General features: G+C 72.0%; 18 protein-coding genes. 10 read left to right on the top strand and 8 right to left on the bottom strand.

Features of this window, described 5'->3' with window-relative positions:
- Positions 1-577 precede the first annotated feature (577 nt).
- Positions 578-2533, top strand: coding sequence for a hypothetical protein (locus tag AB0O21_RS08920; protein WP_365168311.1), 1956 nt, complete (start codon positions 578-580; stop codon positions 2531-2533).
- A 100-nt stretch (positions 2534-2633) separates the two neighbouring features.
- Here AB0O21_RS08920 and AB0O21_RS08915 read toward each other — a convergent pair whose 3' ends face one another.
- Positions 2634-2903 carry a hypothetical protein gene (locus AB0O21_RS08915; RefSeq protein ID WP_365168060.1) on the bottom strand — a complete coding sequence of 90 codons (270 nt, stop codon included), beginning with the start codon at positions 2901-2903 and terminating at the stop codon, positions 2634-2636.
- A gap of 119 nt (positions 2904-3022) precedes the next feature.
- On the opposite strand from AB0O21_RS08915, the gene AB0O21_RS08910 reads away from it, so the two are divergent.
- Genes AB0O21_RS08910 through AB0O21_RS08895 form a run of 4 tightly spaced genes read left to right on the top strand, consistent with a single transcriptional unit; the run spans position 3023 to position 6276 of the window.
- Positions 3023-3928 carry a metal-dependent hydrolase gene (locus AB0O21_RS08910; RefSeq protein ID WP_365168057.1) on the top strand — a complete coding sequence of 302 codons (906 nt, stop codon included), beginning with the start codon at positions 3023-3025 and terminating at the stop codon, positions 3926-3928.
- Complete coding sequence (locus tag AB0O21_RS08905) at positions 3925-4974, top strand: PDR/VanB family oxidoreductase (protein WP_365168054.1); 1050 nt, start codon at positions 3925-3927, stop codon at positions 4972-4974. Before AB0O21_RS08910 ends, AB0O21_RS08905 begins: the two co-directional genes overlap by 4 nt.
- A 23-nt stretch (positions 4975-4997) precedes the next feature.
- Entirely contained in the window at positions 4998-5714 is a 717-nt protein-coding gene (locus AB0O21_RS08900) for a TetR/AcrR family transcriptional regulator (protein WP_365168051.1), read from the top strand.
- A 25-nt stretch (positions 5715-5739) separates the two neighbouring features.
- Positions 5740-6276, top strand: a complete 537-nt coding sequence (locus AB0O21_RS08895; protein WP_365168049.1) for a GNAT family N-acetyltransferase — start codon at positions 5740-5742, stop codon at positions 6274-6276.
- On the opposite strand, the gene pulA is transcribed toward AB0O21_RS08895, so the two are convergent.
- Both pulA and AB0O21_RS08885 read right to left on the bottom strand, forming a co-directional pair.
- The gene (pulA, locus tag AB0O21_RS08890; protein WP_365168046.1) at positions 6263-11620 is read right to left on the bottom strand and encodes a pullulanase-type alpha-1,6-glucosidase; all 5358 of its coding nucleotides are present in this window, start codon (positions 11618-11620) and stop codon (positions 6263-6265) included. The two genes, AB0O21_RS08895 and pulA, sit on opposite strands and share 14 nt — an antisense overlap.
- Before the next feature lie 119 nt (positions 11621-11739).
- Entirely contained in the window at positions 11740-13434 is a 1695-nt protein-coding gene (locus AB0O21_RS08885; protein ID WP_365168043.1) for a carbohydrate-binding module family 20 domain-containing protein, read from the bottom strand.
- A gap of 480 nt (positions 13435-13914) precedes the next feature.
- Between AB0O21_RS08885 and AB0O21_RS08880 the strand changes: the two genes are divergently transcribed.
- The 3 genes from AB0O21_RS08880 to AB0O21_RS08870 all read left to right on the top strand — a co-directional run bounded on the left by AB0O21_RS08880 (position 13915) and on the right by AB0O21_RS08870 (position 15770).
- A complete protein-coding gene (locus AB0O21_RS08880; protein WP_365168040.1) occupies positions 13915-14502 on the top strand; it encodes a hypothetical protein in 588 nt (195 codons plus the stop codon).
- A gap of 461 nt (positions 14503-14963) precedes the next feature.
- Positions 14964-15239: a hypothetical protein gene (locus tag AB0O21_RS08875; protein ID WP_365168038.1), complete on the top strand. Its 276-nt coding sequence runs from the start codon at positions 14964-14966 to the stop codon at positions 15237-15239.
- 147 nt (positions 15240-15386) lie between these two features.
- Positions 15387-15770 (top strand): VOC family protein, encoded by a 384-nt coding sequence (locus tag AB0O21_RS08870; RefSeq protein WP_365168035.1) that lies wholly within the window; start codon positions 15387-15389, stop codon positions 15768-15770.
- A gap of 572 nt (positions 15771-16342) precedes the next feature.
- Here the strand turns inward: AB0O21_RS08870 and AB0O21_RS08865 are convergent.
- The 5 genes from AB0O21_RS08865 to AB0O21_RS08845 are packed head-to-tail and all read right to left on the bottom strand — an operon-like array spanning position 16343 to position 22198.
- Entirely contained in the window at positions 16343-17368 is a 1026-nt protein-coding gene (locus tag AB0O21_RS08865; RefSeq protein ID WP_365168032.1) for a LacI family DNA-binding transcriptional regulator, read from the bottom strand.
- Positions 17353-18954: a glycoside hydrolase family 13 protein gene (locus tag AB0O21_RS08860; protein ID WP_365168030.1), complete on the bottom strand. Its 1602-nt coding sequence runs from the start codon at positions 18952-18954 to the stop codon at positions 17353-17355. The genes AB0O21_RS08865 and AB0O21_RS08860 overlap by 16 nt, the downstream gene beginning before the upstream one ends.
- A 47-nt stretch (positions 18955-19001) precedes the next feature.
- On the bottom strand, positions 19002-19874 hold the full coding sequence (locus AB0O21_RS08855; RefSeq protein ID WP_365168309.1) for a carbohydrate ABC transporter permease: 873 nt from the start codon (positions 19872-19874) through the stop codon (positions 19002-19004).
- A 5-nt stretch (positions 19875-19879) separates the two neighbouring features.
- Complete coding sequence (locus AB0O21_RS08850) at positions 19880-20914, bottom strand: sugar ABC transporter permease (protein WP_365168027.1); 1035 nt, start codon at positions 20912-20914, stop codon at positions 19880-19882.
- 9 nt (positions 20915-20923) lie between these two features.
- Positions 20924-22198: an extracellular solute-binding protein gene (locus tag AB0O21_RS08845; RefSeq protein ID WP_365168025.1), complete on the bottom strand. Its 1275-nt coding sequence runs from the start codon at positions 22196-22198 to the stop codon at positions 20924-20926.
- Between the two features lie 222 nt (positions 22199-22420).
- On the opposite strand from AB0O21_RS08845, the gene AB0O21_RS08840 reads away from it, so the two are divergent.
- Together AB0O21_RS08840 and AB0O21_RS08835 are read left to right on the top strand one after the other, a co-directional pair.
- Complete coding sequence (locus AB0O21_RS08840; protein WP_365168023.1) at positions 22421-24052, top strand: glycoside hydrolase family 13 protein; 1632 nt, start codon at positions 22421-22423, stop codon at positions 24050-24052.
- Positions 24053-24078: 26 nt separating this feature from the next.
- Positions 24079-25119, top strand: coding sequence for a LacI family DNA-binding transcriptional regulator (locus AB0O21_RS08835; protein ID WP_365168020.1), 1041 nt, complete (start codon positions 24079-24081; stop codon positions 25117-25119).
- The last annotated feature ends 17 nt before the right edge of the window (positions 25120-25136 follow it).

Raw genomic sequence — 25136 nt, 5'->3', positions numbered from 1 at the left:
CTGGCGGCGGGCCGGGCGCCTCGCGGCGGGCCGGGCGCCTCGCGGCGGGCCGGGGAGCGGCTGCGGCCCGCGAGCCCCGGGAGCCGCTGCCGGCGGCGGGCCCGGGCGGGCGGCCCCAGCGGGCAGCGGCGGCGGGCCGCAGGCCCGGGCGGCGGGCCCGGAGAGCGGCTCCGGGCTGCGGGCCCGGGCGACTGGCCGGGCAGCGGGCCCGAGCGGCGGGGCCGGGCAGCGGGCCCGGGCGGCGGGGCGCGGCAGCTCCCGGCAGCGGGCCCGGGCGGCGGGCCCGGGCGGCGGGCCCGGGCGGCGGGCCCGAGCGGCAGCTCCCGGCAGCGGGCCCGAGCGGCAGCTCCCGGCAGCGGGCCCGAGCGGCAGCTCCCGGCAGCGGGCCCGGGCGGCGGGGCCGGGCAGCGGGCCCGAGCGGCAGCTCCGGGCGGCGGGCCCGGGCGGCGGGGCCGGGCAGCGGGGCCGAGCGGCAGTTCCGGGCAGCGGGGCCGGGCGGCGGGGCCGTTGGGGGTGGCCGTCGTTTCACCCGAACGGGCGCGCTGGTGGCGGGTGACCATCCGACGATTCGCTCGTTCTGCTGAACGTGACTGCGCCGGATACCGCCACCCGCCCCCCGTCTCCCGTGCCGCCCGACGTCGAGCAGGCCGAGGCCGCGATCGTCGAGCACTACCCGCGGCTGGTGCGGCTCGCCTACCTGGTGCTGCCCCCCTCCCTCGGCCGCAACCGCCGCGTGCTCACCGCCCACTCGCTGGCCCAGCGCGCGCTGCCGCGCGGGCGGCGGGACGCGGTGGCGGCCGCCGCGGCCGTGCAGGGCGGGATCCCCGGCGGGGTCCCGGGCCAGCGCGGCGGCCCGGCGGGCGACCCGGGGTACGCGTACGTCCGGCTGCGGGTCCTGCGCACCGCCCTCGAAGCCGGGATCCCGCTCACCTTCCGCGCCCTGCCGCGCCGCGCGCAGCTCCCGCCGCTGCTCCCCCAGGTGTGGGGGCTGCGGCTGTTCCCGCGCGCGGGCGGGGCCGAGGAGCTCGCCCTCGACCAGTGGCTGGCCACCCTGAACGGTCCCGGCCGGGCCGCCTGCGTACTGCGGGCGCTGGAGCGGCTGCCCGAGCCGGAGGTGCTGCGGGTGCTCACCGAGGCGGGCGTCGCGGACCCGGCGGCCGCCGTCGCCGAGTCGGGGGACCCGGCGAACGACGCCCTCTTCGCCTCCCCCGAGTTCGACCCGTGCGTGCTCCAGGCCCGGCCCACCGACCTGCTGCGCCGCCGCCGTCTCGGGCGGGCCGCACTGGCCGCCGCGGCCGCGCTCGCCGTGTGCGGGACGCTCCTCGCGCTGCCCGGCGGGGGCTGGGGCTCGGACGGGGCGGCCGCCCCCCTGTACTCCCGCAACGCCGCGGCCGAGCAGGCCCTGGACCCGGCGAAGCTGGTCCGCGCCGAGCCCGCGCTCTGGCGCGCGTCCTCCCGTACGGACTTCTCCACCTGGCCCGCCCGCGGAGACCGCACCGCCGACACCGCGCTGCTGCGCCGGGCGCTGGCCGTCTGGGCCCGGCCCGGCTCCTCCGTCGTGGTCTCGGCCACCCCGGGCACGCCCTCCGGGCCGCCGATGGGGCCGGCGCAGCTGCTGTTCGCCGGCGCCGTGGACCAGGCCGTCGTGGTCCTGCTGTACGACGGCCTGCGCGTGGTCCGCTACGCCGAACCGCGCACGGGTGCCGCGGGCGCGGCCCTCGACTTCGCCCGGACCGACGGCGCCTCGGCGGACACCGCGACCGCGCTCGTACTGAGCCGCGTCGACGGCAACGTCCGCTATCTGACGGCGCCCTGGGTCACCGGCGCGGCCCTGCGGGACCTGCTCAAGCCCGGCGAGGCCCCGGTGGTGCTGAAGCCGGCCCCGGACGGGACGACCCCGCCGGTGCCGAGCCCCGCCCCGGGCGGCAGCTGTACGAGCTGGAACGCGCTGGCCCTGACCGGCGACGGCGCGACCCGCCTGATCACCGACCTCGGCGAACTGACCCCGGCCCGGCTGACCTCGGGCGCACCGGGCGCGGAGCGCGATGTGACGGAGGCCGCTGAGCTCGCGGACTGGTCGCGGATCGCCTGCCTGCTGCCCTCGGTCCGCTCGCACGGGGTCCGTGCGGTCAACGCCTGGACGTACGCGAAGCAGCCGCTGCCCGAGGGGGACGGAACGGCGACCTGGCTGTGCACGCGGGCCGAGACCTGGCAGGGCGCGGCGGACCGGGTACAGGCGCAGTTCCTGGCCCCGGGCGCCCCGCTCGCCGCGCAGGCCGCCCGGTCGGAGGGCTCGCCGGCGTGCGGTCCGCGGGAGCCCCGGGTGCTGGCGGGCGTGCTGTGGAAGTCCCGCGCGGGCCAGTGGTACGTACTGGCGGCGGGCAGCGCGCAGTTCGCTTCGCTGTCGGTGTCGGGCGGCGGGGTGAACGGGTCCGCGCACGGCAACCGGCTGGCGGTGAAGGCTCCGGCGGGCGCACAGGTCGACCTGTCGGGCAAGCTGACGGACGGGTCGAAGGCGGGGGCACTGCGCTAGCCGGAGGGCGGCGCGAAGAGGTCCCTCCGCCCGGCGGCCGCCGGGCGGAGGGACCTGTGACGAACGGTTGCGACGAACGGCTGCGACGGACGGCTCGAGGTCAGGACGGGGAGTTCAGCACCAGCTCTCCGGTCTCGTTGACGCCGTCCGCGAGGCTCGCGACGTCGGAGAGGATCTGCGCGGACTCGCCGACGCCCCAGGTGGTGAGGTCCGCGGGCTCCTGGACGGCGCTGAGGTCGAGGCTCTCCAGCGCCGCGTCGACCGCACCCGCACCCGCGTCCTGACCCGCGTCGGCGGAGGCCACGGGGGCCATGGTGCCGAGGGTGGCAGCGGTCGCGAAGCCGGTCAGCAGCATATTCTTGATCTTCATGCCGTGACCAACGAAGCTCCGGGGCCTACGTCACTCTCGCGTCAACTCCCCGGGCCCCGCCCGCAGGAAGTGGGTGCAGAGGGGTTTTCCTCTCCCTTACCCATCAGTACATTGACGCCATGTCTAATACGCCGCCCGCGCCCGCCCCCGTGGCGTCGGAACACATAGACCTGAACCCCCGGAACGTGGCGTTCCGATGGGATGACACCCCGCTCCACTGGCTGCCCGACGACCCCTTCGCCGGGCACATGATCAACGTGCTGCACCTGCTGCTGCCCGCCGGCGAGCGGTGGTTCGTGCACGTCTACAAGCAGGTGCTCCCGTACATCACGGACGAGCAGCTGCGCGCGGACGTCGTCGGCTTCATCGGCCAGGAGGCCATGCACGCCGCCGCGCACGACGACGTGCTCCCCCACCTGAAGCGGCTGGACCTGGACCCGACCCCGTACACGGCGCAGGTGGACTGGCTGTTCGAGAAGCTGCTGGGCGACCGGACGCTGCCGCCGGGCAAGGCGCGGCACTGGTGGCTGATGGAGCGGGTCGCGATGATCGCGGCGATCGAGCACTACACGGCGTTCCTCGGCGACTGGGTGCTCAACGCGGACGAGCTGGACCGGCGGGGCGCCGACCCGATGATGCTCGACCTGCTGCGCTGGCACGGGGCGGAGGAGGTCGAGCACCGCTCGGTGGCCTTCGACCTCTTCATGCACGTCGACGGCAACTACCGCCGCCGCGCCCGCACCTGGGCCACCGCCTTCTCGGCCCTGGTCTTCCTGTGGCAGCGCGGGGTGCGCTTCTTCATGGAGAACGACCCCCACCTGGTGGACGGCAAGGCCTCCTTCGGGCAGTTCTTCCGGGCCGGGCAGCAGGGCGTGCTGCCCTCCACGGGCGCGATGCTGAAGTCCATCCCGAAGTACCTCTCCCGTACGTACCACCCCTCGCAGGAGGGCTCGACGGCCCAGGCGGTGGCCTACCTCGCCTCCTCCCCCGGAGCCAACGGCGGCCACGGCGGGGTGAAGCCATGAGACGCGCCGCCCTCACCGCCGCCGCGGTCGCGGGAGCCGCCTGGGCTGCGAAGCGGGCGCTGAACCGCCGGATCGGGAAGTCCCCGCTCTGGCCGCTGCCCGCCCTGGAGACCCCGGTCTCCGGGTACTCCCCGCGCCGGACGCTGCGCGCGCTGATCACCTCCCGTACGGAGCCGGCCGCGGGCGTGCTGCGGCTCGTCCTGGAATCGCCCGAGCTGCCGGCCTGGGCCCCGGGCGCGCACGTGGACATCACCCTGCCCTCGGGGCTGGTCCGCCAGTACTCCCTGTGCGGGGACCCCGCGGACACCGGCCGCTACACGATCGCTATCCGGCTGATCGAGGACGGCCGGGGCGGCTCCCGCGAGGCCCACGCCCGGCTGGTGGAGGGCGCCGAGCTGGAACTGCGGCCGCCGCGCAACCGGTTCGAGCTGGTCCCGGCACCCTCGTACGCGTTCGTCGCGGGCGGCATCGGAATCACCCCGCTCCTCCCGATGCTCCGGGCGGCCACCGCGGCGGGCGCGGACTGGACCCTGCTCTACGGGGGCCGTTCGCGCGCCTCGATGCCGTTCCTGGCCGAACTGGCGGCGTACGGGGACCGGGTCACGCTGGCCCCCGAGGACGAGACGGGCCTGCCCGACCTGGGGTTCCTCGCCGGCACCCGGCCCGGCACGCTGGTCTACTGCTGCGGCCCCGAACCCCTGATGGCGGCCGTCACCGCGGCGGCCCCGGACCCGGCGGCGGTCCACCTGGAGCGCTTCGCCCCGGCCGCGGCGTCCGGCCCGGCACGGCCCTTCACGGTCGAACTGCGCCGCTCGGGGCGCGAGATCGAGGTCGGCGCCGACGAGTCCGCCCTTGCCGCGGTCCGCCGGGAGCTGCCCGCCACCCCCTACTCCTGCGAGCAGGGCTTCTGCGGCACCTGCCAACACCGGGTGCTGGCGGGCGAGGTGGACCATCGCGACGACCTCCTCACGGACGGCGAGCGCGCGGACTCGATGCTGCTGTGCGTCTCGCGCGCGAAGGAGGACCGCCTCGTCCTGGACCTCTGACCTGTCCGAAGTAGGCTGTCGGCATGACAACCGGCGTACGGCGCAGGATGGGTGTCGAGGAACGGCGGCAGCAGCTGATCGGGGTTGCCCTGGAGCTGTTCAGCCACCGCTCGCCCGACGACGTGTCCATAGACGAGATCGCGGCGGCCGCGGGGATATCCCGGCCGCTGGTCTACCACTACTTCCCCGGCAAGCTGAGCCTGTACGAGGCCGCGCTGCGCCGGGCGGCCGACGAGCTGGCGGCGCGGTTCGAGGAGCCCCAGGAGGGGCCGCTCGGCGCCCGCCTGCTGCGCGTGATGGGGCGGTTCTTCGCCTTCGTCGACGAGCACGGGCCGGGCTTCTCGGCGCTGATGCGGGGCGGTCCGGCGGCCGGGAGCAGCCGCACCAACGCCATGATCGACGAGGTCCGGCAGGCGGCGTACGAGCAGATCCTCAGCCACCTGGGCATCGGCGTCGAGAACCCGCCGGCCCGCCTCGAGCTCGTGGTGCGGTCCTGGGTGTCGCTCGCCGAGTCCACCGCGCTGATCTGGCTGGACGGGCGCCGGATCCCGCGCGCCGAGCTGGAGTTGCAGCTGGTCCACGACTTCGCCGCACTGGCGGCGGTGAGCGCCGCGTACGACGCGGAGATGGCGGGGATCCTCGTACGGATCCTGGTGGACGAACCGGCCGACGGGCCCTTCGGGGAGCTGGTCGGGCGGCTGGCCGCGCTCGTTCCGGTCGGGGTGCCGGGCCCACGATGATCATGCGTATGGTCATAATGCCCGCGTGATCATTGATGACGGGATCTTGTTCCGGCAGGCCGGGGAGAAGGACGCCGACACCCTGGTGGCGCTGTACGACCGGGCTGCCGCGTGGATGCGGGACAACGGGATCGACCAGTGGAAGCCTGGTGACAAGGACGCCGACCACTTCCGCGCGCGGATGCGCGACGGGGAGGTGTGGCTCGCCGGGGACGCCGACGGGCGGGTGATCGGCGCGTACGAGCTGTGGTGGTCCGACGAGGAGGCCTGGGGCGTCCAGCCGCCCGTGGCGGGCTACGTCCACCGGCTGATGGTGGAACGCGAGGCCGCGCCCGCCGGTTCCGGGCGCCGCATGCTCGAACACGCCGAGCGGCGGATCGCGGGGACCGGGCGGGAGCGGGCGCGGCTGGACTGCGTCTCCACCAACCCCCGGCTGCTCGCGTACTACCAGGGCGCGGGCTACCGGGTGGTCGGGGAGTTCCCCAACAAGGAGGGGAAGGACGGCAGGGTCTACGGGGTGATCCTGCTGGAGAAGCGGCTCGACCGGCTCACCGTCGTGTGAAGACCGAGACCGTGCGGGCGGGGACGGTGAACTCTCCCGTCTTCGTGTCGTACGCGGACTGCTTGACCGTGGCGTCGGAGCCGGCCGCCTGCACCGGGTGCAGGGCGTAGGCGGTGCCCGCGAGGGCGGGGACGCGCTGGGGCTGGGCGGTGGGGGTCGCGTTGAAGACCACCACCAGGTCCCCGAGGGCCATGGTGATCACTCCCGGGGTCTCGTCCGTGCCGGAGAGCGGGAAGGCGAGCCGGCTCTGGACGGCCTCCGCTGTGGTGAGGGCGAAGGCGGGTTCCGTCGTACGGATCCTCAGCAGGTCCCGGTAGGCCGCCGAGGTGGCGGTGATCTCCGGGCAGCCGGGGGCCGGTCCGCTCAGCAGCGGCTTGGCGTACACCCACTTCGAGGCGTTGTCGGCGGCCGGGGGCAGGCCCCGGCCGAAGCCGTTGCCGTCGCGGCAGTCCCAGTGCAGGGCGTTGAACCAGTCGCCGCTGTCGTAGGAGTTGCGGTCCAGGGACTTGGAGCGCAGCAGGTCCGTGCCCGCCTGGGAGAGGGCCGGGCCCTGGGAGAGGGCGGCCGTCGCCATGGCCAGGACCTGCATGCGGGCCCGGTCGGCGGCGGACGTGCCGGCGGGCAGCTTGTAGGCGAGGGCGTCGTACAGCGACTCGTTGTCGTGGGCGTCGGCGTAGGCGAGGGCGTCGCCGGGGGCGGCCGCGTAGCCGGCCGGGGCCCCGTTGTAGTCCACCTCGGAGCCCTTGACGCGGCGGCCGGCGGTGTCGGTGAAGGCGTACGAGGCGAGGTTGCCGGACAGCCCGACCTTGATCAGGTCCTGGGCGTGCAGGAGGCGGGCCTTCTGCTCGGCCGGGGTGCCGTTGGCGGGGGACGCGTTCGGGGCCGTGAACAGGCCCGAGGCGAAGCCCTGTACGCGCGGGTCCTCGTCGAAGGGGCCGCCGCCGCGGACGGCGTCGCGGGCCCGGTCGGAGAAGGTGGCGATGCCGGTGCCGGCCATGTTCTTCTGCGTGGCCTGCACGAAGCGGGCGTCGTCGGCGATCTCGCCGAAGTTCCAGCCCTCCCCGTAGAGGACGATCTTCTTGCCGTCGACCCCGTCCTTGGCGGGGGTGAGCTCGTCGAGGGCCTTGCGGACGGCCAGGATGTTGGCCTTCGGGTGGTGGCCCATCAGGTCGAAGCGGAATCCGTCGACCTTGTACTCCTTCGCCCAAGTGACGACGGAGTCCACGACGAGGCGGCCCATCATGGCGTTCTCGGGGGCGGTGTTGGCGCAGCAGGTGGAGTTGGCGACGGAGCCGTCGGCCAGCAGGCGCTGGTAGTAGCCGGGGACGACGCGGTCGAGCACGGACTTGTCCGACTGGCCGGCGGCGACGGTGTGGTTGTAGACCACGTCCATGACGGTGCGCAGCCCGGCCCCGTTGAGGGACTGGACCATCCTGCGGAACTCGACCGTGCGGGCGGTGCCGTTCGGGTCGCTCGCGTAGCTGCCCTCGGGGACGGTGTAGTGCAGCGGGTCGTAGCCCCAGTTGTAGGCGTCCTTCGCGGCCGCGGCGGCCACGCAGGCCTGCTGCTGGTCGGAGTCGGGCGCGTACACCTTGAGGTCGCAGGCCGGTTCGGTGCGGTCGGCGGCCTTCTCGGGGATGGTGCCGATGTCGAAGGCCGGGAGGAGGTGGACGTAGGAGGTGCCGGCGGCGGCCAGGTCGCGCAGGTGCCGCATGCCCGCCGAGCCGGTGTCGGTGAAGGCGAGGTACTGGCCGGGGTGGGTGCTGGTGCGGTCGGCGACGGAGAAGTCGCGGACGTGCAGCTCCTGGATCTGCGCGGAGGTGAAGGGGACGGGCGCGGGCTTGCGCAGCTCCTTCCAGCCGGGCGGGGCCAGCTTCGGGTCGGCCAGGTCGACGACCAGGCTGTGGGTGGAATCCGCGGTGAGGGCGGTGGAGTACGGGTCGGTGACCAGGTTGCGGACCAGCTGCCCGGTGCTGGGGGCCCACACGGTGACGGCGTAGCGGTAGCGCTTGCCGGTCCAGTCGCGGTCACCGCGCGCCGACCAGACGCCGGTGGCGTCGTCGCGGCGCATCGGGAGGGTCCGGCCGTCGATCTCCAGTGAGACCTGCTGGGCGGTCGGGGCCCATACGGAGAGCGTGGGCCGGCCGTCCTTGAAGACCGGGCCGAGCTGCGCGTTCGTCGCGTACAGGTCGTCCAGGACACCGGCCGACTGCACGCCCGTGGCGGCGAGGAAGGCCCCGTTCGCGGCGCGGGCGCTCGCGACGAGCTGCCCGCGCAGGGCGTCGCGTACGCGGTCCCGGTCGCGGGGGTCGACGGTGAACGCGGCGTACGAGGCCAGGTGCGGGAACTTCTGCTTCTGCGCGGCGGTGAGCTCGGACCGGGCCCCGAGCCGCAGCCACTGGGCCGGGCCGGTCAGGGTGCCGTTCGCGGCCTTGACGGCGCCCTCGCGGGAGGCGAGGAGCTGCACGGAGGCGGCGGAGGCGGGGGCGTTCCAGGCGAGGGTGTCGCGGTCGATCCAGACGGCCTGGGCCTTGGTGAGGTCCAGGGCGGCGGAGGAGCCGGCGGGCTGCGGGAGGAGGTACTTCTCCTTGCCGCCGAGCATCCAGACCTCGTGGCCGGTGGCCTTGAGGTCCAGGGACTGGTCGGAGGGGAGGTCCTTCTCGTCGCCCTTGTGGAGGATGTAGCTCAGGGAGGTCGCACCGGCCCCGAGCGGAACCTCGTACACCGCGCCGAAGGAATCGGTGCGGACGGGCATCAGCGGCTTCGACCAGTCGGTCGGGTTCGCGGCGCCCGTCCAGACGTGCAGCCCCCAGCCGTCGTAGGCCCCGTCGGGGCGCTGGTAGTGCAGGACGGCCTTGGCCGTGTCCTGCGGCGGGTAGGCGGGCCGGTCGGTGCGGGCGGGTTCCTTGCCCTGTTCGAGCCAGATCTCGCCGGTCTTGGTCACGTCGATGGTGCGGTCGGCGGAGACGTCCTTGCTGCCGTCCTTGTCGATGACGAGGTAGCCGACGGAGGAGGCTCCGGGCTTGAGTTTGACGTAGGCGAAGGCTCCGTAGGCGTCGCGGCCGGTGAAGTCGTGGCCGGCGGGCCAGGGGGTCTGCTCGCCGTCGGCGATGTCGCCCCAGGCGTAGAGCCGCCAGTTCGTGTAGTCGCCGTCGGGGCGGTTGTAGTGGACGACGGCGTAGTCGCGCTGGGTCGCGGTGGGGACCTCGGCGGGCGGGGCCTGTCCGGCAGCGGACTGGGCGAGCGCGCTCGCGGTGCGGCCGGCGGAATCGACGGCGACGGCCTTGTAGCGCAGGGGCGTGCCGGCGGGCGCGGTGATGTGCTGGGTGACCTTGTAGGGGGCGTGGTCGGCGGATCCTAGGACCTGCCACTTGCCGTTGCCGCTCTGCGCGGCGAAGACGACCCGGTTGAGCCCGCCGCCGGTCACCTCGGCGGTGAGCTCGACGGTTCCGGTGGCGCCGGGAGCCGGGGCCTTGAGGGTCAGGGCGGGCTTGGCCGTGGGGGGCGCGAGCGGCTTGTCCGCGCGCAGCACGAGGGAACCGAGCGCCGGCACGGTCACACGGATGCTGCCGTCGACGACGGGCACGGAGCCCGTTCCTCCGTACAGGGCACGGAATCCTGTACCGGGCGCGCTGTCGACGGGCACGTCAACGGTCACCGGCGCGTGACCGTTGTTCACCGCGACCGCGTACTCCGTCCGGGCGCGGGCGTCGGTGCGCGTGAACGCGTAGACGGAGTCCCGGGCGACGCGCTCGGTCTGGACACCGTCCCGGAGCGCCGGGTGCGCCTTGGTCAACTGCGACAGAGCCGCCACCTGGCGGTACAGCGGGTGCCCCGGATCGTACGCATCGCTCGCGTGCGTCCGCTCGGTGCCGAGCTGATCGTCATCGAGGTAGTCGGCGACCCGGGTCCCGAACAGCGGCTGCCGGGCGTCCTTGTCCCCGCCGGCGCCCGTGAAGCCCTGCTCGTCACCGGAGTAGATCACCGGGTTGCCCCGGGAGAGGAACATCAGCTCGTTGGCGAGCCGGTACCGGTCGAGCAGCTCCTGCTCCCCCGCCCCCGGCCGGTCCTGCTTCAGGAAGGTCCCGAAGCGGCCCATGTCGTGGTTGCCGAGGAAGGTCACCTGCTCGTAGGCGTTGGCCTTGTCCGTCGTGTAGCGGTAGTCGTCCCCGAGCACGGCGGCCAGCCGCGAGGCGCCCGCGCCCTGGGAGGCGTACGCGCGAACGGCGTCCTGCAGCGGGAAGTCGAGGGTGGCGTCGAGCCGCCCGCGCGTCACGTACGGGGAGGTGACGGCCGTGTCGGCGGAGTACACCTCGCCGAACATGAAGAAGTCGTCACGGCCGCGCTTGGCCGCGTACGTGTCGAGCGCGGTGGCCCACTGGCTCCAGAACTCCGTGTTGACGTGCTTGACGGTATCGATCCGGAACCCGTCGATGTCGAATTCCTCGACCCACTTCTCGTAGATCTTCTCCATCCCGCTGACGACCTCGGGGCGCTCGGTCCACAGGTCGTCGAGGCCGAAGAAGTCGCCCTGCTCGGAGGACTCGCCGGCGAAGGTGGAGTCGCCCCGGTTGTGGTACATCGTCGGGTCGTTGAGCCAGGCCGGCGACTTGAGGTTCTTCTTCGCCTCCGGCACGAACGGGGTTCGGGGGAAGGAGTCCCCGTCCACCTTCGGGAACTTCGCGGCCCCCTTCGCCTGGCCGCCCGCCGCGTAGTCCTTGTCGTCGAAGGGCACGCCGTCCTTCGTCAGGTACGGGAACGCCCCCTTGGACAGGTACGAGTAGGAACCCTCCCGGTAGTCGACGACGTCGGCGGTGTGATTCGTGATCACGTCGAAGAAGACCTTCATCCCCTTCCCGTGCGCCTTCTCGATCAGCCGCTCCAGATCCGCGTTGGTCCCGAAGTGCGGGTCGACCTGGGTGAAGTCGGTGATCCAGTAGCCGTGGTAGCCGGCGGAGACGTCATCCCCCTTCCCCTGCACCGGCTGGTTCTTGAAGATCGGCGCCATCCAGATGGCGGTCGTCCCCAGCCCCTTGATGTAGTCGAGCCGGTCCGTGAGCCCCTTGAGGTCGCCGCCCTGGTAGAAGCCCTTGTCCGTCGGGTCCAGGCCGGTCTCCAGCCGGCTGCCGGTCAGCCCGCCCCGGTCGTTGCGCGGGTCGCCGTTCGCGAACCGGTCCGGGAGGACGAAGTAGAACTGCTCCCGGGTGAGATCGTGGCGGGCCGGCTCGGCCGCGAGCTTCGCGTCCGAGGGCGGGGCGGGGGCCGTCGCGGCGGCGGCCGGGAGCGCGGGCAGGAGGGTCACGGCCAGGGCGGCGGCGACGGCTCCTGCGGCAGGGCGTATCAAGGCGAATCTCCTTGTGTACGTATTCGCTACGTATTCGCTACGTATTCGCATGGATGAGGGCCGCCCGGCGGTGGCGGGGAAGGTGGTGCCGGGCGGCCCTGGTCTGTGGGGCGGGTGGTTCAGCTGCGCCAGGTGTCGTTCAGCGTGACCTTGCCGCTCGCGGGGACGGTGGCCGTACGGTTGGCGCCGCTCTCCCAGGTGACGTTGCCGGAGGCGTCCTTGCGGATGTACTTGTACGCGAAGGACGTGCCGGCCGGGAGCGTGACGTCGAGCTTCCACACGGGGTAGGCGGCGGGGTCGAGCTTCAGCGCGCTGCCGGTGTTCCAGGCACCGAGCTCCGCCCGGTCACCGACGACGTGGATGTTCTGTCCCAGCACGGTGGTGGCGTTCACGGCGAAGGACGCCCCGGCCGCGACCGGCGCGGGAGCGCCTGCGCACGTACGGGCGTTCACGTGCAGCGCGACGGCGCTCCCGGCGCCCAGCGTGGCGGTGAACCGGCCGCCGGAGTCCACGGTCACCGCGCGCCCGCTCTGCACGTCGCAGTAGTCGCCGCCCGGGAGCGAGGTCTGGAAGGTACGGGTCAGCGCGCCCGCCTCGTGGTTGATCGCCACGTACGCCTTGGAGCCGCGCCCGAAGGCGATCTGGTCGCCGCCGTTGTCCCACCAGTCGGTGACGCCCTGCCCGCGAGCCGCATTCCGCAGGCCCACCATGGAGGCGATCTCCCGCCAGGCGTGCTGGCACTTCCACCCGTCGGCATAACAGGCGCCCACGGCACCCCCGTTGGGCGGGCCGGCGTCCTTGTCGCTCCACTCGTAGCCGGAGTGCACATCGGGCGACCCGTAGGGCCAGGCCAGCATGAACACGCTGGCGAGGGTGTAATCCGACCCGTTCTTGTAGTTGAGTGTGTCGCCGCCGCGCTCGGTGTCGTGGTTGTCGACGAAGACGGCGGACTGCCCGCTCGCCATGTACCCCCACGCCTCCCCGAAGTTCTTCAAGTAGGCGAGGTTCTCGTTCTGGAAGACCCGCTTCAGGTCCCGCGCGTACCGGAACTCCTGCACGTCACCGCTGCCGAGGTACTCGGCGGGCGACACGGCCTCCCCGGCCCCGTATATCGCCTCCTGTTTCCAGTACACAGCGGGATTCGTCAGCCGGGACTTGATGTTGGCGAGGTCGGCGGCGGGCATGTGCTTGGCGGCGTCGATCCGGAACCCGTCGACCCCAAGGGACAGCAGGTCGTTCAGATACCCGGCGATCCGCCCCCGCACGTACTCCTCACCGGTGTCGAGGTCGGCCAGCTGCACGAGCTCGCAGTTCTGGACGTTGGCCTTGTCCTGGTAGTTGGAGATCGTCGCCCGGCAGTCGTCCATGTCAGAACCGGAGTAGACGCCCGGGTAGTTGTACTTCGTGTACGAAGACCCACCCGTCCCGGTGCCGTCCCCGGCGGCCATGTGGTTGATCACCGAGTCGGCGACCACCTTCACACCTGCGGCGTGGCACGCATCAACCATGCCCTTGAAGGCAGCCCGGTCACCGAGCCGCCCGGCGATCTTGTAGCTGACGGGCTGGTACGAGGTCCACCACTGCCCGCCCTGGATGTGCTCCTGCGGCGGCGACACCTGCACGTACCCGTACCCGGCGGGCCCGAGGGAATCGGTACAGGCCTTGGCAACGGAGTCGAACCGCCACTCGAAGAGGACGGCGGTGACGTCCTTCTCACCGGGCGGCGTGGCCTGCGCGGGGCCGACGGGCGCGACAAGTACGGCTGCCGCAACGGCCAGCGCCGCGAGGGCAGCGGCTCTACGGGTGCGGGGCATGTGGGGCCTCCTGGCGGAGAGGGGGGATTGTGGCGACCGTATGGGCCCGCCAACACCGCTGCAATACCTTGCGCAAGAAATTGCAGAATTGTTTCTTCCACGTGTCCTGGCGGGGTGCGTACAGGGCGGCCGCATGGAAGCAGCCGGGTAGGGTCCGGCAGGGCAACCAGACCGCCCGCCCTCGGCGCATGGGCCGGGCAGGCCGGGAGCCGTTCCGATGGAGGACGGCTCGGACGCCGACCTGGATCGCCGGGGATGCCCAACCCCGCTGCGGCAGGGGGGCAGGCCACGCCAAGCCGCTCCCATCTCGGTTACAGGACCAGGCAGTCGGCCAAGCACCGCCAGAACTCCGCCAAAAGCCCATCGAGGCAGGACGGGCGCGTCGGATCGCTACGCGGCAGCGGCGGCTCTTTTTGCAGCTGACAGCTCGGTTGATGCTTAATGGTCCCTCAAAATAATCAGAAATGACTGGAGTTCACAGTGAAGAGCGTGGTGCGGGGGACAGCGTGTGCGATCGCATTGGTGGTGGCACTGACCGGCTGTGGAAGTAATGGGGACAGCACCGACGGAAAGGGCAAAGCCTCCAAGCCGTTGTCCTTGGAGCAGATCCGGGCGGCGCTCCCCACCGACACCAGCCTGAGCAACGGCTTCGTCGGAGACGACGCGGTAGCGATCGACGGGGAACCAGCCCGTGGGCACTGCGCCGAGACCACTGGAGCCACGTGCGACGGGCTGGTGGCCGCAGGCGCGAAGGAACTCGCGACAAGGAATAGGAACCTCCACAGCAAGGTCGAATTCACCCTCTTCTCATTCGATTCCCCGAAGACCGCGACCGCGGTGATGAAGAGCCTGGCGGCGAAGCAACGCAAGGACATAGAGCCCGCTCCGGCACCGGTGAAGGTGGAGGCCGGAGCGGACGAAACCGACGCGTTCGGGAACGACGATGTGACAGCTGTGACCATGCGCGTTGGCAGCGTCCTCGTGTACGTCTGGGCAGTGGATGCCACGATCGAGGAAGCGAACGTCGCGGCCAAGCACCAGGTGGACCGTCTCAAGGCCGCCGTCTGACCCACGGCCCTGGTGAGCGACGGACCGGTCCTCGGGTTCGACACCAGACGGGCCGCGGACGCCGGGACATGAGAACCGCGGGTCTGGTGCAAGGTGGCCGACCGCCCGGCACGAAAGCGGAAACAGCGGCCCGGGCACGGGTCCGGCCCCCCACCGGGGGGCCGGACATCCCTGACCGTCCCGCCCGTCTTCTTTCCACCCGGGCCGCTCTTTTGGGGGTTTCCCGACCGTCCCATCGTCCTTCCGCGTCGGGCCAGTCCGAGATTCCAAGGACGGGCCCATCAGGGACGTCCGACCCCGTTCCCGAGGAGGCCCGCCCCGGCCCGGGCCCTCCACCTCTGACCACGACGAACACCGACGAGAAGCCCCTACGGGACTGACGGGCGCCGGCCGGGGCCTTTCAAGGGCGGACGGGCCCACGATCCGCACCTCACCAACGTCGCGCTGGGAGACTGACGCCCGTGGAGCCCCAGATCATCGTGAGTCTGGCGTCTACAGGAGTCGCAGGGCTGGCGGTCGCCGCGAGCCTGGTGACGACGCTGCTCTCCCTGCGCGCGCAGCGGGAGAACACCCGCGACACGCTCGACGCACAAGAGCGCCTGTCCGCCGCGCAAGAACGCGCGCTTCACGAACGCTCACACGCGCAGGACCTGCGCGACAAGCGCGCCGAGCCGTATCTCGCCCCGGGTCGCCATGGAGCAGCTGGCCCGCACGAGCGGAGGCCCGTACCCGGCTGATGGTCGACGCCATACAGCTCATCGCGCAGGTCCGGGCCGAATTGCAGGAGAGGACGAGTCGCGGATACTTCATCATCTGGCGGTTGTCCTGACAGACCGGGCGCAGCTCGTTGGCGTCTGGAGTGGAAGTCGGCAAGGCTGGGGCGCATGGTTTCGGTATTGCAGAACGTGGCGATCGACTGTGCGGATGCCTACGAGCTGGCCCGCTTCTGGAGCGGTGTGACGGGCCGTCCGATGGATCCGGATGTCAGACCGGGTGACCGGGAGACTCAGGTGCTGCTGGCGGAGGGCCCGGCGCTGTACTTCAACGAAGTGCCCGAGGCCAAGACGGTCAAGAATCGGATCCATCTGTGCTTGCGCCCCGAGACCTCGCGCGATCAGGAGGTGGACCGGCTGCTGGGCCTCGGCGCCACCTTCGTCGCTGATCACCGGAATCCTGACGGATCGGGCTGGGCAGTGCTCGCCGATCCCGAAGGCAACGAATTCTGCGTTCTGCGCAGTGAGTCCGACCGAGCCGCCATGACTCCCTGACGCTGACGCACCGTCGACTGCGCGGCCTCGCGGTGGTCGGACCGGCTGAGCTGAGCCCAGCCCCAAACAGCCGTCGGTCGCCGTCATCGAGGAGCACGTAGCGATCTGACGCGCCGACCGGCCCTGAGGTCCTTGTGGTCGAGGTCTGTTGGTGGCTGGCCGCCTGCCCGCTCCGGGAACCGGCTTCGGAGGGCCCGAGGCGGGGCGCCCCCTCGCTCACGGGGCCGGACATCCCCGACTCACCCGTCTCTCGTCTTTGTCCCCCGGCCCGTTCTTTTGGGGGTTTCCCGGCAGTCCTTTGTCTTTCCGGGGCGGGACGGCCTGTCAAGGGTGGCCGAAGGCCATCGCGCAGCGACGCGACGAAGGAGCGCCCTTGACAGGCCGTCCCGACACGGAAGGACTATGGGACTGACGGGAAACCCCCAAGCCCTCTCTGATTCCGGCCGACTCGGACCCCGCCAACCGCGAAGCCGCCGCCCGCAGCCGGCGGCGGGTGGGCAAACACCGCCCCGCCGCCACCCCCCGAGGGGGCAGAAGTCCCGCTCGCGCGTGGACCCGTACGCCCCCGCCCCCTACGGCGCCTGCCCCGTCGACCCCCGTACGACCAGCTCCGGCTGGAAGACGTACTCCGTGCGCTGCACCGGGGTGCCCGAGACCGCCTCCAGGAGGGCGCCCACCGCCGCCGTCGCCATCGCGCGGACCGGCTGGCGGACCGTCGTCAGCGGCGGGTCCGTGAAGGCGATCAGCGGGGAGTCGTCGAAGCCGACCACCGATAGGTCCTCCGGCACCCGCAGCCCCCGTTCGCGGGCCGCGCGGATGACGCCCAGGGCCATCGGGTCGCTGCCGCAGACGATGCCCGTGCAGCCCCGCTCCAGCAGGGCCATGCCCGCCGCGTGCCCGCCCTCCACGGTGAAGAGGGTGCGCTGGACCAGCCCCTCCGCCGCGGCCCCCGGGACGGCCGCCACGAAGCCCGCCTCCTTCCGCGCCGACGGCACGTACCGCGTGGGCCCTATCGCGAGGCCGATGCGCCGGTGCCCCAGGTCTTCCAGGTGCCGTACGGCCATCTCGGCCGCGGCCCGGTCGTCCGGGGAGATGAAGGGGGCGTTGACGGCCTCGTTGAAGCCGTTGATCAGCACGAACGGCACCCCGCGGGCGGCCAGCCGCTGATATCTCGACGGATCGGCCGACGAGTCCGCGTGCAGGCCCGACAGGAACACGATGCCCGTGACCCCGCGCTCCTCCAGCTGCTCGACCAGCTCGTCCTCGGTCGCCCCTCCCGGGGTCTGCGTACACAGCACCGGCGTGTACCCGTGCCCGGCCAGCGCCTGCTCGATGACCTGCGCGAACGCCGGGAAGATGGGGTTCGTCAGCTCCGGGATCAGCAGCCCGACCAGCCCGTTGCTGCGCCGCTTGAGCCGTACGGGCCGCTCGTAGCCCAGCAGGTCGAGCGCGGCCAGCACCTTGTGCCGGGTGCCGGCCGCGACGCCCGGCTTGCCGTTGAGCACGCGGCTGACGGTCGCCTCGCTGACCTGGGCCTGCGAGGCGATGTCCGTCAGCCGTAGCGGGGAGCCCGACGGGGAGGTCACACCTGCCACCACACCGTACTGTCGGCGGGCAGCACTCCCGGCTCCACCACATCCGTGCTCGACAGCAGGACCCTGCCGCCCGACACCGCCATCCGCACGTCCGCCCCCGTCGTGTTGGCCGTGCACACGAAGTCCCCGCGGCGGAAGGCCAGTACGCCCTCCGGGACCTCCGGGCCCGACAGCCACTCCACGCCCTCGCCCGCGCCCAGCTCCGGGCGCTCGCGCCGCAGTCGCAGGGCGGCCCGGTACAGCTCCAGGGTGGACGCCGGGTCGCCGGTCTGGGCGGCCACGCTCAGCCCGGCCCACTCGGCCGGCTGCGGCAGCCAGCTGCCGCCGGCGCCGAAGCCGTACGGGGCCTCGTCCCCCGACCACGGCAGCGGTACGCGGCAGCCGTCGCGCAGCCCGTCCTGGCCGTTGGCCTTGAAGAAGGAGGGGTCCTGGCGCACCTCGTCCGGGAGGTCCGTCACCTCCGGCAGGCCGAGCTCCTCGCCCTGGTAGACGTACGCCGATCCGGGCAGCGCCAGCATCAGCAGCGCGGCGGCCCGCGCCCGGTCCAGGCTGCCGAAGCGGGTGCGGTGGCGGACGACGTCGTGGTTGGACAGCACCCAGGTGGTCGGGGCGCCGACCGGGCGCATCGCGTCGAGGGACTCGTCGATGGTGGCGCGCAGCGCCTCGGCGTCCCAGCCGGTGTTCAGGTAGTGGAAGTTGAAGGCCTGGTGCAGCTCGTCGGGGCGCAGGTACATGGCGGTGCGCTGCGCGCTGGGCGTCCAGGCCTCGGCGACGCCGATGCGGTCGCCCGCGTACTCGTCGAGGACGCGGCGCCAGGAGCGGTAGATCTCGTGGACGCCGTCCTGGTCGAAGAAGGGCAGCACCTGGTTGCCGAGGAGCTTGAGCTGCTCGCCGCGGCCCAGATCCGGCAACCCGGGGGCCTTGACGAGACCGTGGGCGACGTCGATGCGGAAGCCGTCGACCCCCAGGTCGAGCCAGAAGCGCAGCACGGACCGGAACTCGTCCTGGACGGCGGGGTGTTCCCAGTTGAAGTCGGGCTGTTCGGGGGCGAAGAGGTGCAGGTACCACTCACCATCCGCCACCCGCGTCCACGCTGGCCCGCCGAAGATCGACTCCCAGTCGTTCGGGGGTTCACTTCCGTCCGCCCCCCGCCCCGGACGGAAGTGGAAGCGCTCGCGCAGCGGCGTCCCCGGCCCTTCCCGCAGCGCCTGCTTGAACCATTCGTGCTGGTCGGAGCAGTGGTTCGGCACCAGGTCCACGATGATGCGCAGGCCGAGCCCGTGCGCCTCGCGGATCACGGCGTCGGCGTCGTGCAGGGTGCCGAACATGGGGTCGATGGCCCGGTAGTCGGCGACGTCGTAGCCCGCGTCGGCCTGCGGGGAGGCGTAGAAGGGGCTGAGCCAGACGGCGTCGACGCCCAGTTCCTTGAGGTAGGGCAGTCGGCTGCGGATGCCTTCGAGGTCCCCCATGCCGTCTCCGTTGGAGTCGGCGAAGCTGCGCGGATAGACCTGGTAGATCACCGCTTCTCTCCACCAGCCGGGCTGGGTGCCGGTGGAGGTGGGGAGTGCGTCGGCGAGGTGCTGGGTCATGGTGTCCTTGAAGAGATCGGGCCCGAACGACGGAACAGACTGGGTGGTCAGCCCTTGGTGGCGCCTGCCGTCATCCCGGCGACGAGGTGACGCTGGGCGAAGACGAAGAAGATCGCTGCGGGGATCGCGATGAGTACGGAAGCCGCGCTCATGGCGCCCCAGTTGGAGGTGTACTGCGTGACGAAGGTCTGGAGTCCGCCGGCCAGGGTGAGGTTCTCGTCGCCGACCATGAAGGCGGAGGCGTACGCGACTTCGCCCCAGGCGGTGACGAAGGCGTAGAAGCCGGTGACGGCGAGGCCGGGCTTGGCGAGCGGCAGGATGAGCCGCCAGAAGGTGCCGAAGGGGTTGAGCCCGTCGACGCGGCCGGATTCGTCGATCTCCACCGGGATGGTGTCGAAGAAGCCCTTCATCATCCAGGCGCAGAACGGCACGGCGATGGTGAGGTACGTGATGATCAGGCCGACGGGCTGGTTGAGCAGCCCGAGGTCGCCCATCAGGTTGTAGAGCGGGACGATGAGGATCGCCATCGGGAACATCTGCGTGATGAGCAGGGTCCACATCAGGGGCTTCATGCCGGGGAACTTGAACCGGCTGACCGCGTATCCCGTGGTGGCGGCGATGAACACGCCGAGGACGGTGGTGACGCCGGCGACCAGGACGGAGTTCGCGAACCAGTCCAGGAAGTGGCTCGACTCCAGCAGGTACTGGTAGTTGGAGAGCGTGGGTTCCTTGACGAAGTCCGTGGTGATCGCGTGCTGGGCGGGCTTGAGGGAGGTCAGCAGGATCCACAGCACCGGGAACACGGCGATGACGGACGCGACGACGAGCGTGGCGTGCAGGCCGACGGAGGCGAGGGGGGAGCGGGCACCCCTCTCGCGGGCGCCCCTCTCGCGGGCGCCCCTCTTGCGCGTAGCGGTCACGTTGGTCACCACACCTCTCCCTGCTTGCGCAGCGAGCGCCGGTAGACCAGCGCGAAGATCATGAGCAGCAGGAGGATCAGCACGCCCCAGGTCGCCGAGACGGCGAAGTCGCGCGGGCTCGTGATGAAGGCCTCGCGGAAGGCCTGGGTCACGAGGATCTCCGTGGAGTCGCCCGGGCCGCCCCGGGTGAGCAGGAAGATCACCGGGAACATGTTGAAGGTCCAGATGGTGGAGAGCAGGATCACCGTCATGCTCACGGCCCGCAGCCCGGGCAGGGTGATGTGCCGGAACCGCTGCCAGGCGCTCGCGCCGTCCATCTCGGCGGCTTCGTAGAGCTCGCCGGGGATGGACTGCAGTCCGCCGAGCAGGGCGACCATCATGAAGGGGACGCCGAGCCAGACGTTGACGGCGATGACCGAGAACTTGGCCCACGTCGGGTCGTCGAGCCACGGGATCGCCGCGATGCCGCCGCCGTCGAGGACCTTGTTGAGGATGCCGTTGTCGCGGTTGAAGAGGAACCGCCAGGCGAAGACGGAGACGAAGCCGGGGACGGCCCAGGGCAGGATGAGCGCCATCCGGTAGGCGGCGCGGCCGCGGAACTCCCGGTTGAGCATGTTGGCCAGCACCAGGCCGAGGGTGAAGGTGATCGACACGCAGCCGACGGTCCACAGGACCGTCCACACCAGCCGCTGCAGGAACACCGGGTCGCTCAGCACGGCCGCGTAGTTGTCGAGTCCGACGAACTCGTACGTGGCCTCGATGTGGCGGACGCCGATGGTGCGGGAGACGTTGCGCTCGTTGGCGTCGGTCAGCGACAGGTAGATGCCCCTGACCAGCGGCCAGCCGATGATCACGCCGAGGACGAGCACCACCGGGGCGATCATGGCCCAGGCGTACCAGTGGGTGGCGAGGGCCCGCTTCAGCCCGCCGCGCTTCCTGCCGTCGCTGTCAGTCCTGCGGCTCGGGCCGCGGGCGGCGTCGGCGTTCCCGACTCCGTCGCCCGCGGCCTTCGCCACCGACTGGCTGGTGTGAGCAGCCATCTGTATCTACTACTTCCAACCCTTGAGGATCTTGCGGAATTCGACGCCGGCCGCCTTGGCCGCGTCCTCCGGGCTCGAAGCCCCGGTGATCGCCTTGGTGTATTCGACCTTCAGCGGCTCGAAGAGGGAGCCGTTCTCCGGGATCCAGGCACGCTCGACAGCCTTGTCGACGGCCGGCTTGAAGAAGGCGACCATCTCGCTGCTCTTCACGTCAGGCTGGTCGTAGGCGGCGGTACGGGTGGGGAGCAGGCTCAGCTCCTTGGCGGACTGCACCTGCACCTCCTGCGAGGTCATGTACTCGACGAAGGCGTGCGCGGCCGCGGTGTTCTTGGAGCCGGCGTAGACGGCCAGGTCGTGGCCGCCCTGCGGGGCGCCGGCCTTGACCGAGCCGGCCGGGACGGGGGCGACGCCGAGGTTGGCCTTGTCCTTGAACTGGTCGCCCGCGTAGGTGTCGGCGACGGCCCACGGACCGTTGATCATCATCGCCACCTCCCCGGTCTTGAAGGCGGTCTGCATGTTCACCCAGCCGTCGGTGGCGTTGGTGAGCGCAGCCCCCGAGGAGACCAGGTCGCGTGCGGTCTTGAAGGCCTTGACGCCCGCCGCGTTGTCGACCGTGACGGTCTTGTTCTTCGCGTCGACCAGGTCGCCGCCCTCGCCGTAGATCAGCGGGAGGAACCAGTAGGAGTCGTCGCCGCGCAGGTAGAGGCCCGCCTTGCCGGTCTTGCCCTTGATCGCGGCGGCGGCGGTCTTCAGCTCCTCCAGGGTGGTGGGGGGCTGGACGCCGGCGTCGGCGAGCATCTTCTTGTTGTAGAAGAGGCCGAGGGTGTCGATGACCTGCGGCACGGCGTAGGTCTTGCCCTCGAACTTGCCGCTGGCCGCGGCCTGCTTGAGGAACTCCGCGTCGACCTTCTTGGCGGTCTCGGCCGGGACCTCGTCGAGGTAGCCGAGCGAGGCGAAGTCGGCGACCCAGCCGACGTCGGCGCGGATCACGTCAGGAGCGTCGGAGCCGCTGCTGAAGGCGTTCTTGACCTTGTTCTGCGCGTCGCCGTACGGGACGTTGACGTACTTGACGGTGACCTTCGGGTGCTTCGCGGTGAACGCCTCGGCGATCTTCTGGAAGCTGGCCTTCTCGGCGTCGTTCGAGGTGTCCCACCACGTGACCGTGCCGGAGAGCTCGCCGCCGGACTTGGTCTCGCCACCGTCGCCCTTGGTGTCACCGCCGCAAGCCGTCGCCGCGAGCGCCAGGGTCGCGACCAGCGCGGTGGCCGCTATGCCACGCCGCATATGAACTCCTTCGATGATTCCGGCCGCGCCCTCGCGGTCCCGAGTTGCAGGGAACGTAACAAGCCTGCAAGCCGACCGAAAGACCTTGCGGCAATTTTCTGCAAGACGAGGTGATCGTTACATCCGTGTGTCCGTACGGTTGCCGGAGCTTGCTGTTAGTTCGAGTCACCTTCGACTGCCCGGGCCCGCAACCAGGGGGCGTGTACTCGCGTTGACCCCGATATGACCCATGAGCTGACCGCGTCCCGGCTTGCAAGCGCTTCCAGCAACGCGACCGCGAGTACCGGCGCGGGGGACGCCGCGGGGGACGCCTGGTGGCGCGATGCCGTCATCTATCAGGTCTACGTACGATCCTTCGCCGACAGCGACGGGGACGGCGTCGGGGACCTGCGCGGGGTGCGCGAGCACCTCCCGCACCTGGCCCGCCTCGGGGTCGACGCGGTGTGGCTGACCCCCTTCTACGTCTCCCCGCAGGCGGACGGCGGCTACGACGTCGCCGACTACCGGGCCGTCGACCCGCTCTTCGGGGACCTCTCCGACGCCGACGCCCTCGTCACGGCCGCGCACGCGCTCGGGCTGCGGGTCATCGTGGACGTCGTCCCGAACCACACCTCCGCCGAGCACCCCTGGTTCCGCGCGGCCCTCCGCGACCCCGCCGCCCGGGCCCGCTACCACTTCCGCCCGGGCCGGGGCGCCTCCGGGGAGCTCCCGCCCAACGACTGGGAGTCCGTCTTCGGCGGCCCCGCCTGGACCCGGCTGCCCGACGGCGACTGGTACCTGCACCTCTTCGCCCCCGAGCAGCCCGACCTGAACTGGGACCACCCCGAGGTCGCCGAGGAGTTCGCCTCCGTCCTGCGCTTCTGGCTCGACCTCGGGATCGACGGCTTCCGCGTCGACGTCGCCCACGGCATGGTCAAGGCCCCCGGCCTGCCCGACATCGGCCACGGCGCCCAGGCCACCCTCATCGGCACCGAACCGCTCCCCTTCTTCGACCAGGACGCGGTCCACGAGATCCACCGCTCCTGGCGCCGCCTCCTCGACTCCTACGGGGGCGGCCGCATCGGCGTCGCCGAGGCCTGGGCCCCGACCTCCGAGCGGCTCGCCCTCTACGTCCGCCCGGACGAGCTGCACCAGGCCTTCAACTTCCGCTTCCTGAACTGCCCGTGGGACCCGGCCCGGATGCGCACCGTCATCGACGAGTCCCTCGCCGCCACCGCCTCGGTCGGCGCCCCGACCACCTGGGTGCTGTCCAACCACGACGTCGTACGCCACCGCACCCGCTACGGCAGCCTCGACCGCGCCCGGGCCGCCGCGCTGCTGATGCTGGCCCTGCCCGGATCGGCGTACGTCTACCAGGGCGAGGAGCTCGGCCTGCCCGAGGTCACGGACCTCCCGGACGCGGCCCGCCGGGACCCGGCCTTCCTGCGCACCGCCGGCCAGGACGGGCTGCGCGACGGCTGCCGCGTACCGCTGCCCTGGGCCGGCACGGAGCCCCCGTACGGCTTCGGGCCCGGCGGCGCCTGGCTGCCGCAGCCCGCCGGCTGGGGCGACCTCAGCGTGGCCGCCCAGACCGGCGACCCGCACTCCACCCTGGAGCTCTACCGCGCGGCCCTGGAACTGCGCCGCGCCATGCCGGGCCTGGGCGCACCGGAGGCGGGCCCGCTGACCTGGCTTCCCGCGCCGGAAGGCGTACTCCTCTTCACCCGCCCCGGCTTCGCCTGCACCCTCAACACCCGCCCCGCACCCGTGGAACTCCCCGCACCCGGCCGTCCGGTGCTCTCGTCCGCCCCGGTCGAGACGGACGGCCGCACGGTCCGACTTCCGACGGATTCGTGCACGTGGTGGGCAATGTGAACCTCCGACCGGTACAGTCCAACCCCGTGACCGCACGGCTAGCCGACATCGCAGCCCAGGCGGGGGTCAGCGAAGCCACAGTCAGCCGCGTGCTCAACGGCAAGCCCGGTGTGGCCGCCGGCACCCGTGAGTCCGTGCTGGCCGCGCTCGACGTGCTCGGCTACGAGCGGCCCGTGAAGCTGCGCCAGCGCAGCGCGGGGCTCGTCGGGCTGATAACCCCCGAGCTGGACAACCCCATCTTCCCGGCGCTCGCCCAGGTCATCGGCCAGGCCCTGACCCGGCAGGGGTACACCCCCGTGCTGGCCACGCAGACGCCCGGCGGGTCCACCGAGGACGAGCTGACCGAGATGCTGGTCGACCGCGGGGTCTCCGGGATCATCTTCGTCTCCGGCCTGCACGCCGACACCACCGCCGACATGGGCCGCTACGACCAGCTCCGCGGCCAGGGCGTCCCGTACGTCCTCATCAACGGCTTCTCCGACAAGGTGCAGGCCCCCTTCGTCTCCCCCGACGACCGGGCCGCGATGCAGCTCGCCGTCACCCACCTCACCGCGCTCGGCCACACCCGGATCGGGCTGGCGGTCGGGCCGAAGCGGTTCGTGCCGGTGCTCCGCAAGATCGAGGGCTTCCGGCTCGGGATGAAGGAGCGGCTCGGGCTCGGCGAGGCCGAGGTCGAGGAGCTCATCCAGCACTCCCTGTACACCCTGGAGGGCGGCCAGGCCGCCGCGTCCGCGCTGATCTCCCGGGGCTGCACGGCCGTGGTGTGCGCGAGCGACATGATGGCGCTCGGCGCGATCCGGGCCGCCCGGCAGCAGGGCCTCAGGGTCCCCCAGGACGTGTCGGTGGTCGGCTTCGACGACTCCCCGCTCATAGCGTTCACCGATCCGCCGCTGACCACCATCCGGCAGCCCGTGCAGGCCATGGGGCAGGCCGCGGTCCGGACGCTGCTGGAGGAGATCGGCGGTACGCCGGCCCCGCACAGCGAATTCGTCTTCCTGCCGGAGCTGGTGGTGCGCGGCTCCACGGCCTCCGGCCCGGGGCAGGCTCGGGGGCGGGGTCGTCCGTAGGGCGGAGAGGCTGCGCC

Source organism: Streptomyces sp. NPDC091371, assembly GCF_040684275.1.
In the GTDB taxonomy this organism is placed as follows: domain Bacteria; phylum Actinomycetota; class Actinomycetes; order Streptomycetales; family Streptomycetaceae; genus Streptomyces.
The sequence above is the reverse complement of the archived record's forward strand: the minus strand, read 5'-3'. Positions and strand labels throughout refer to the sequence as shown.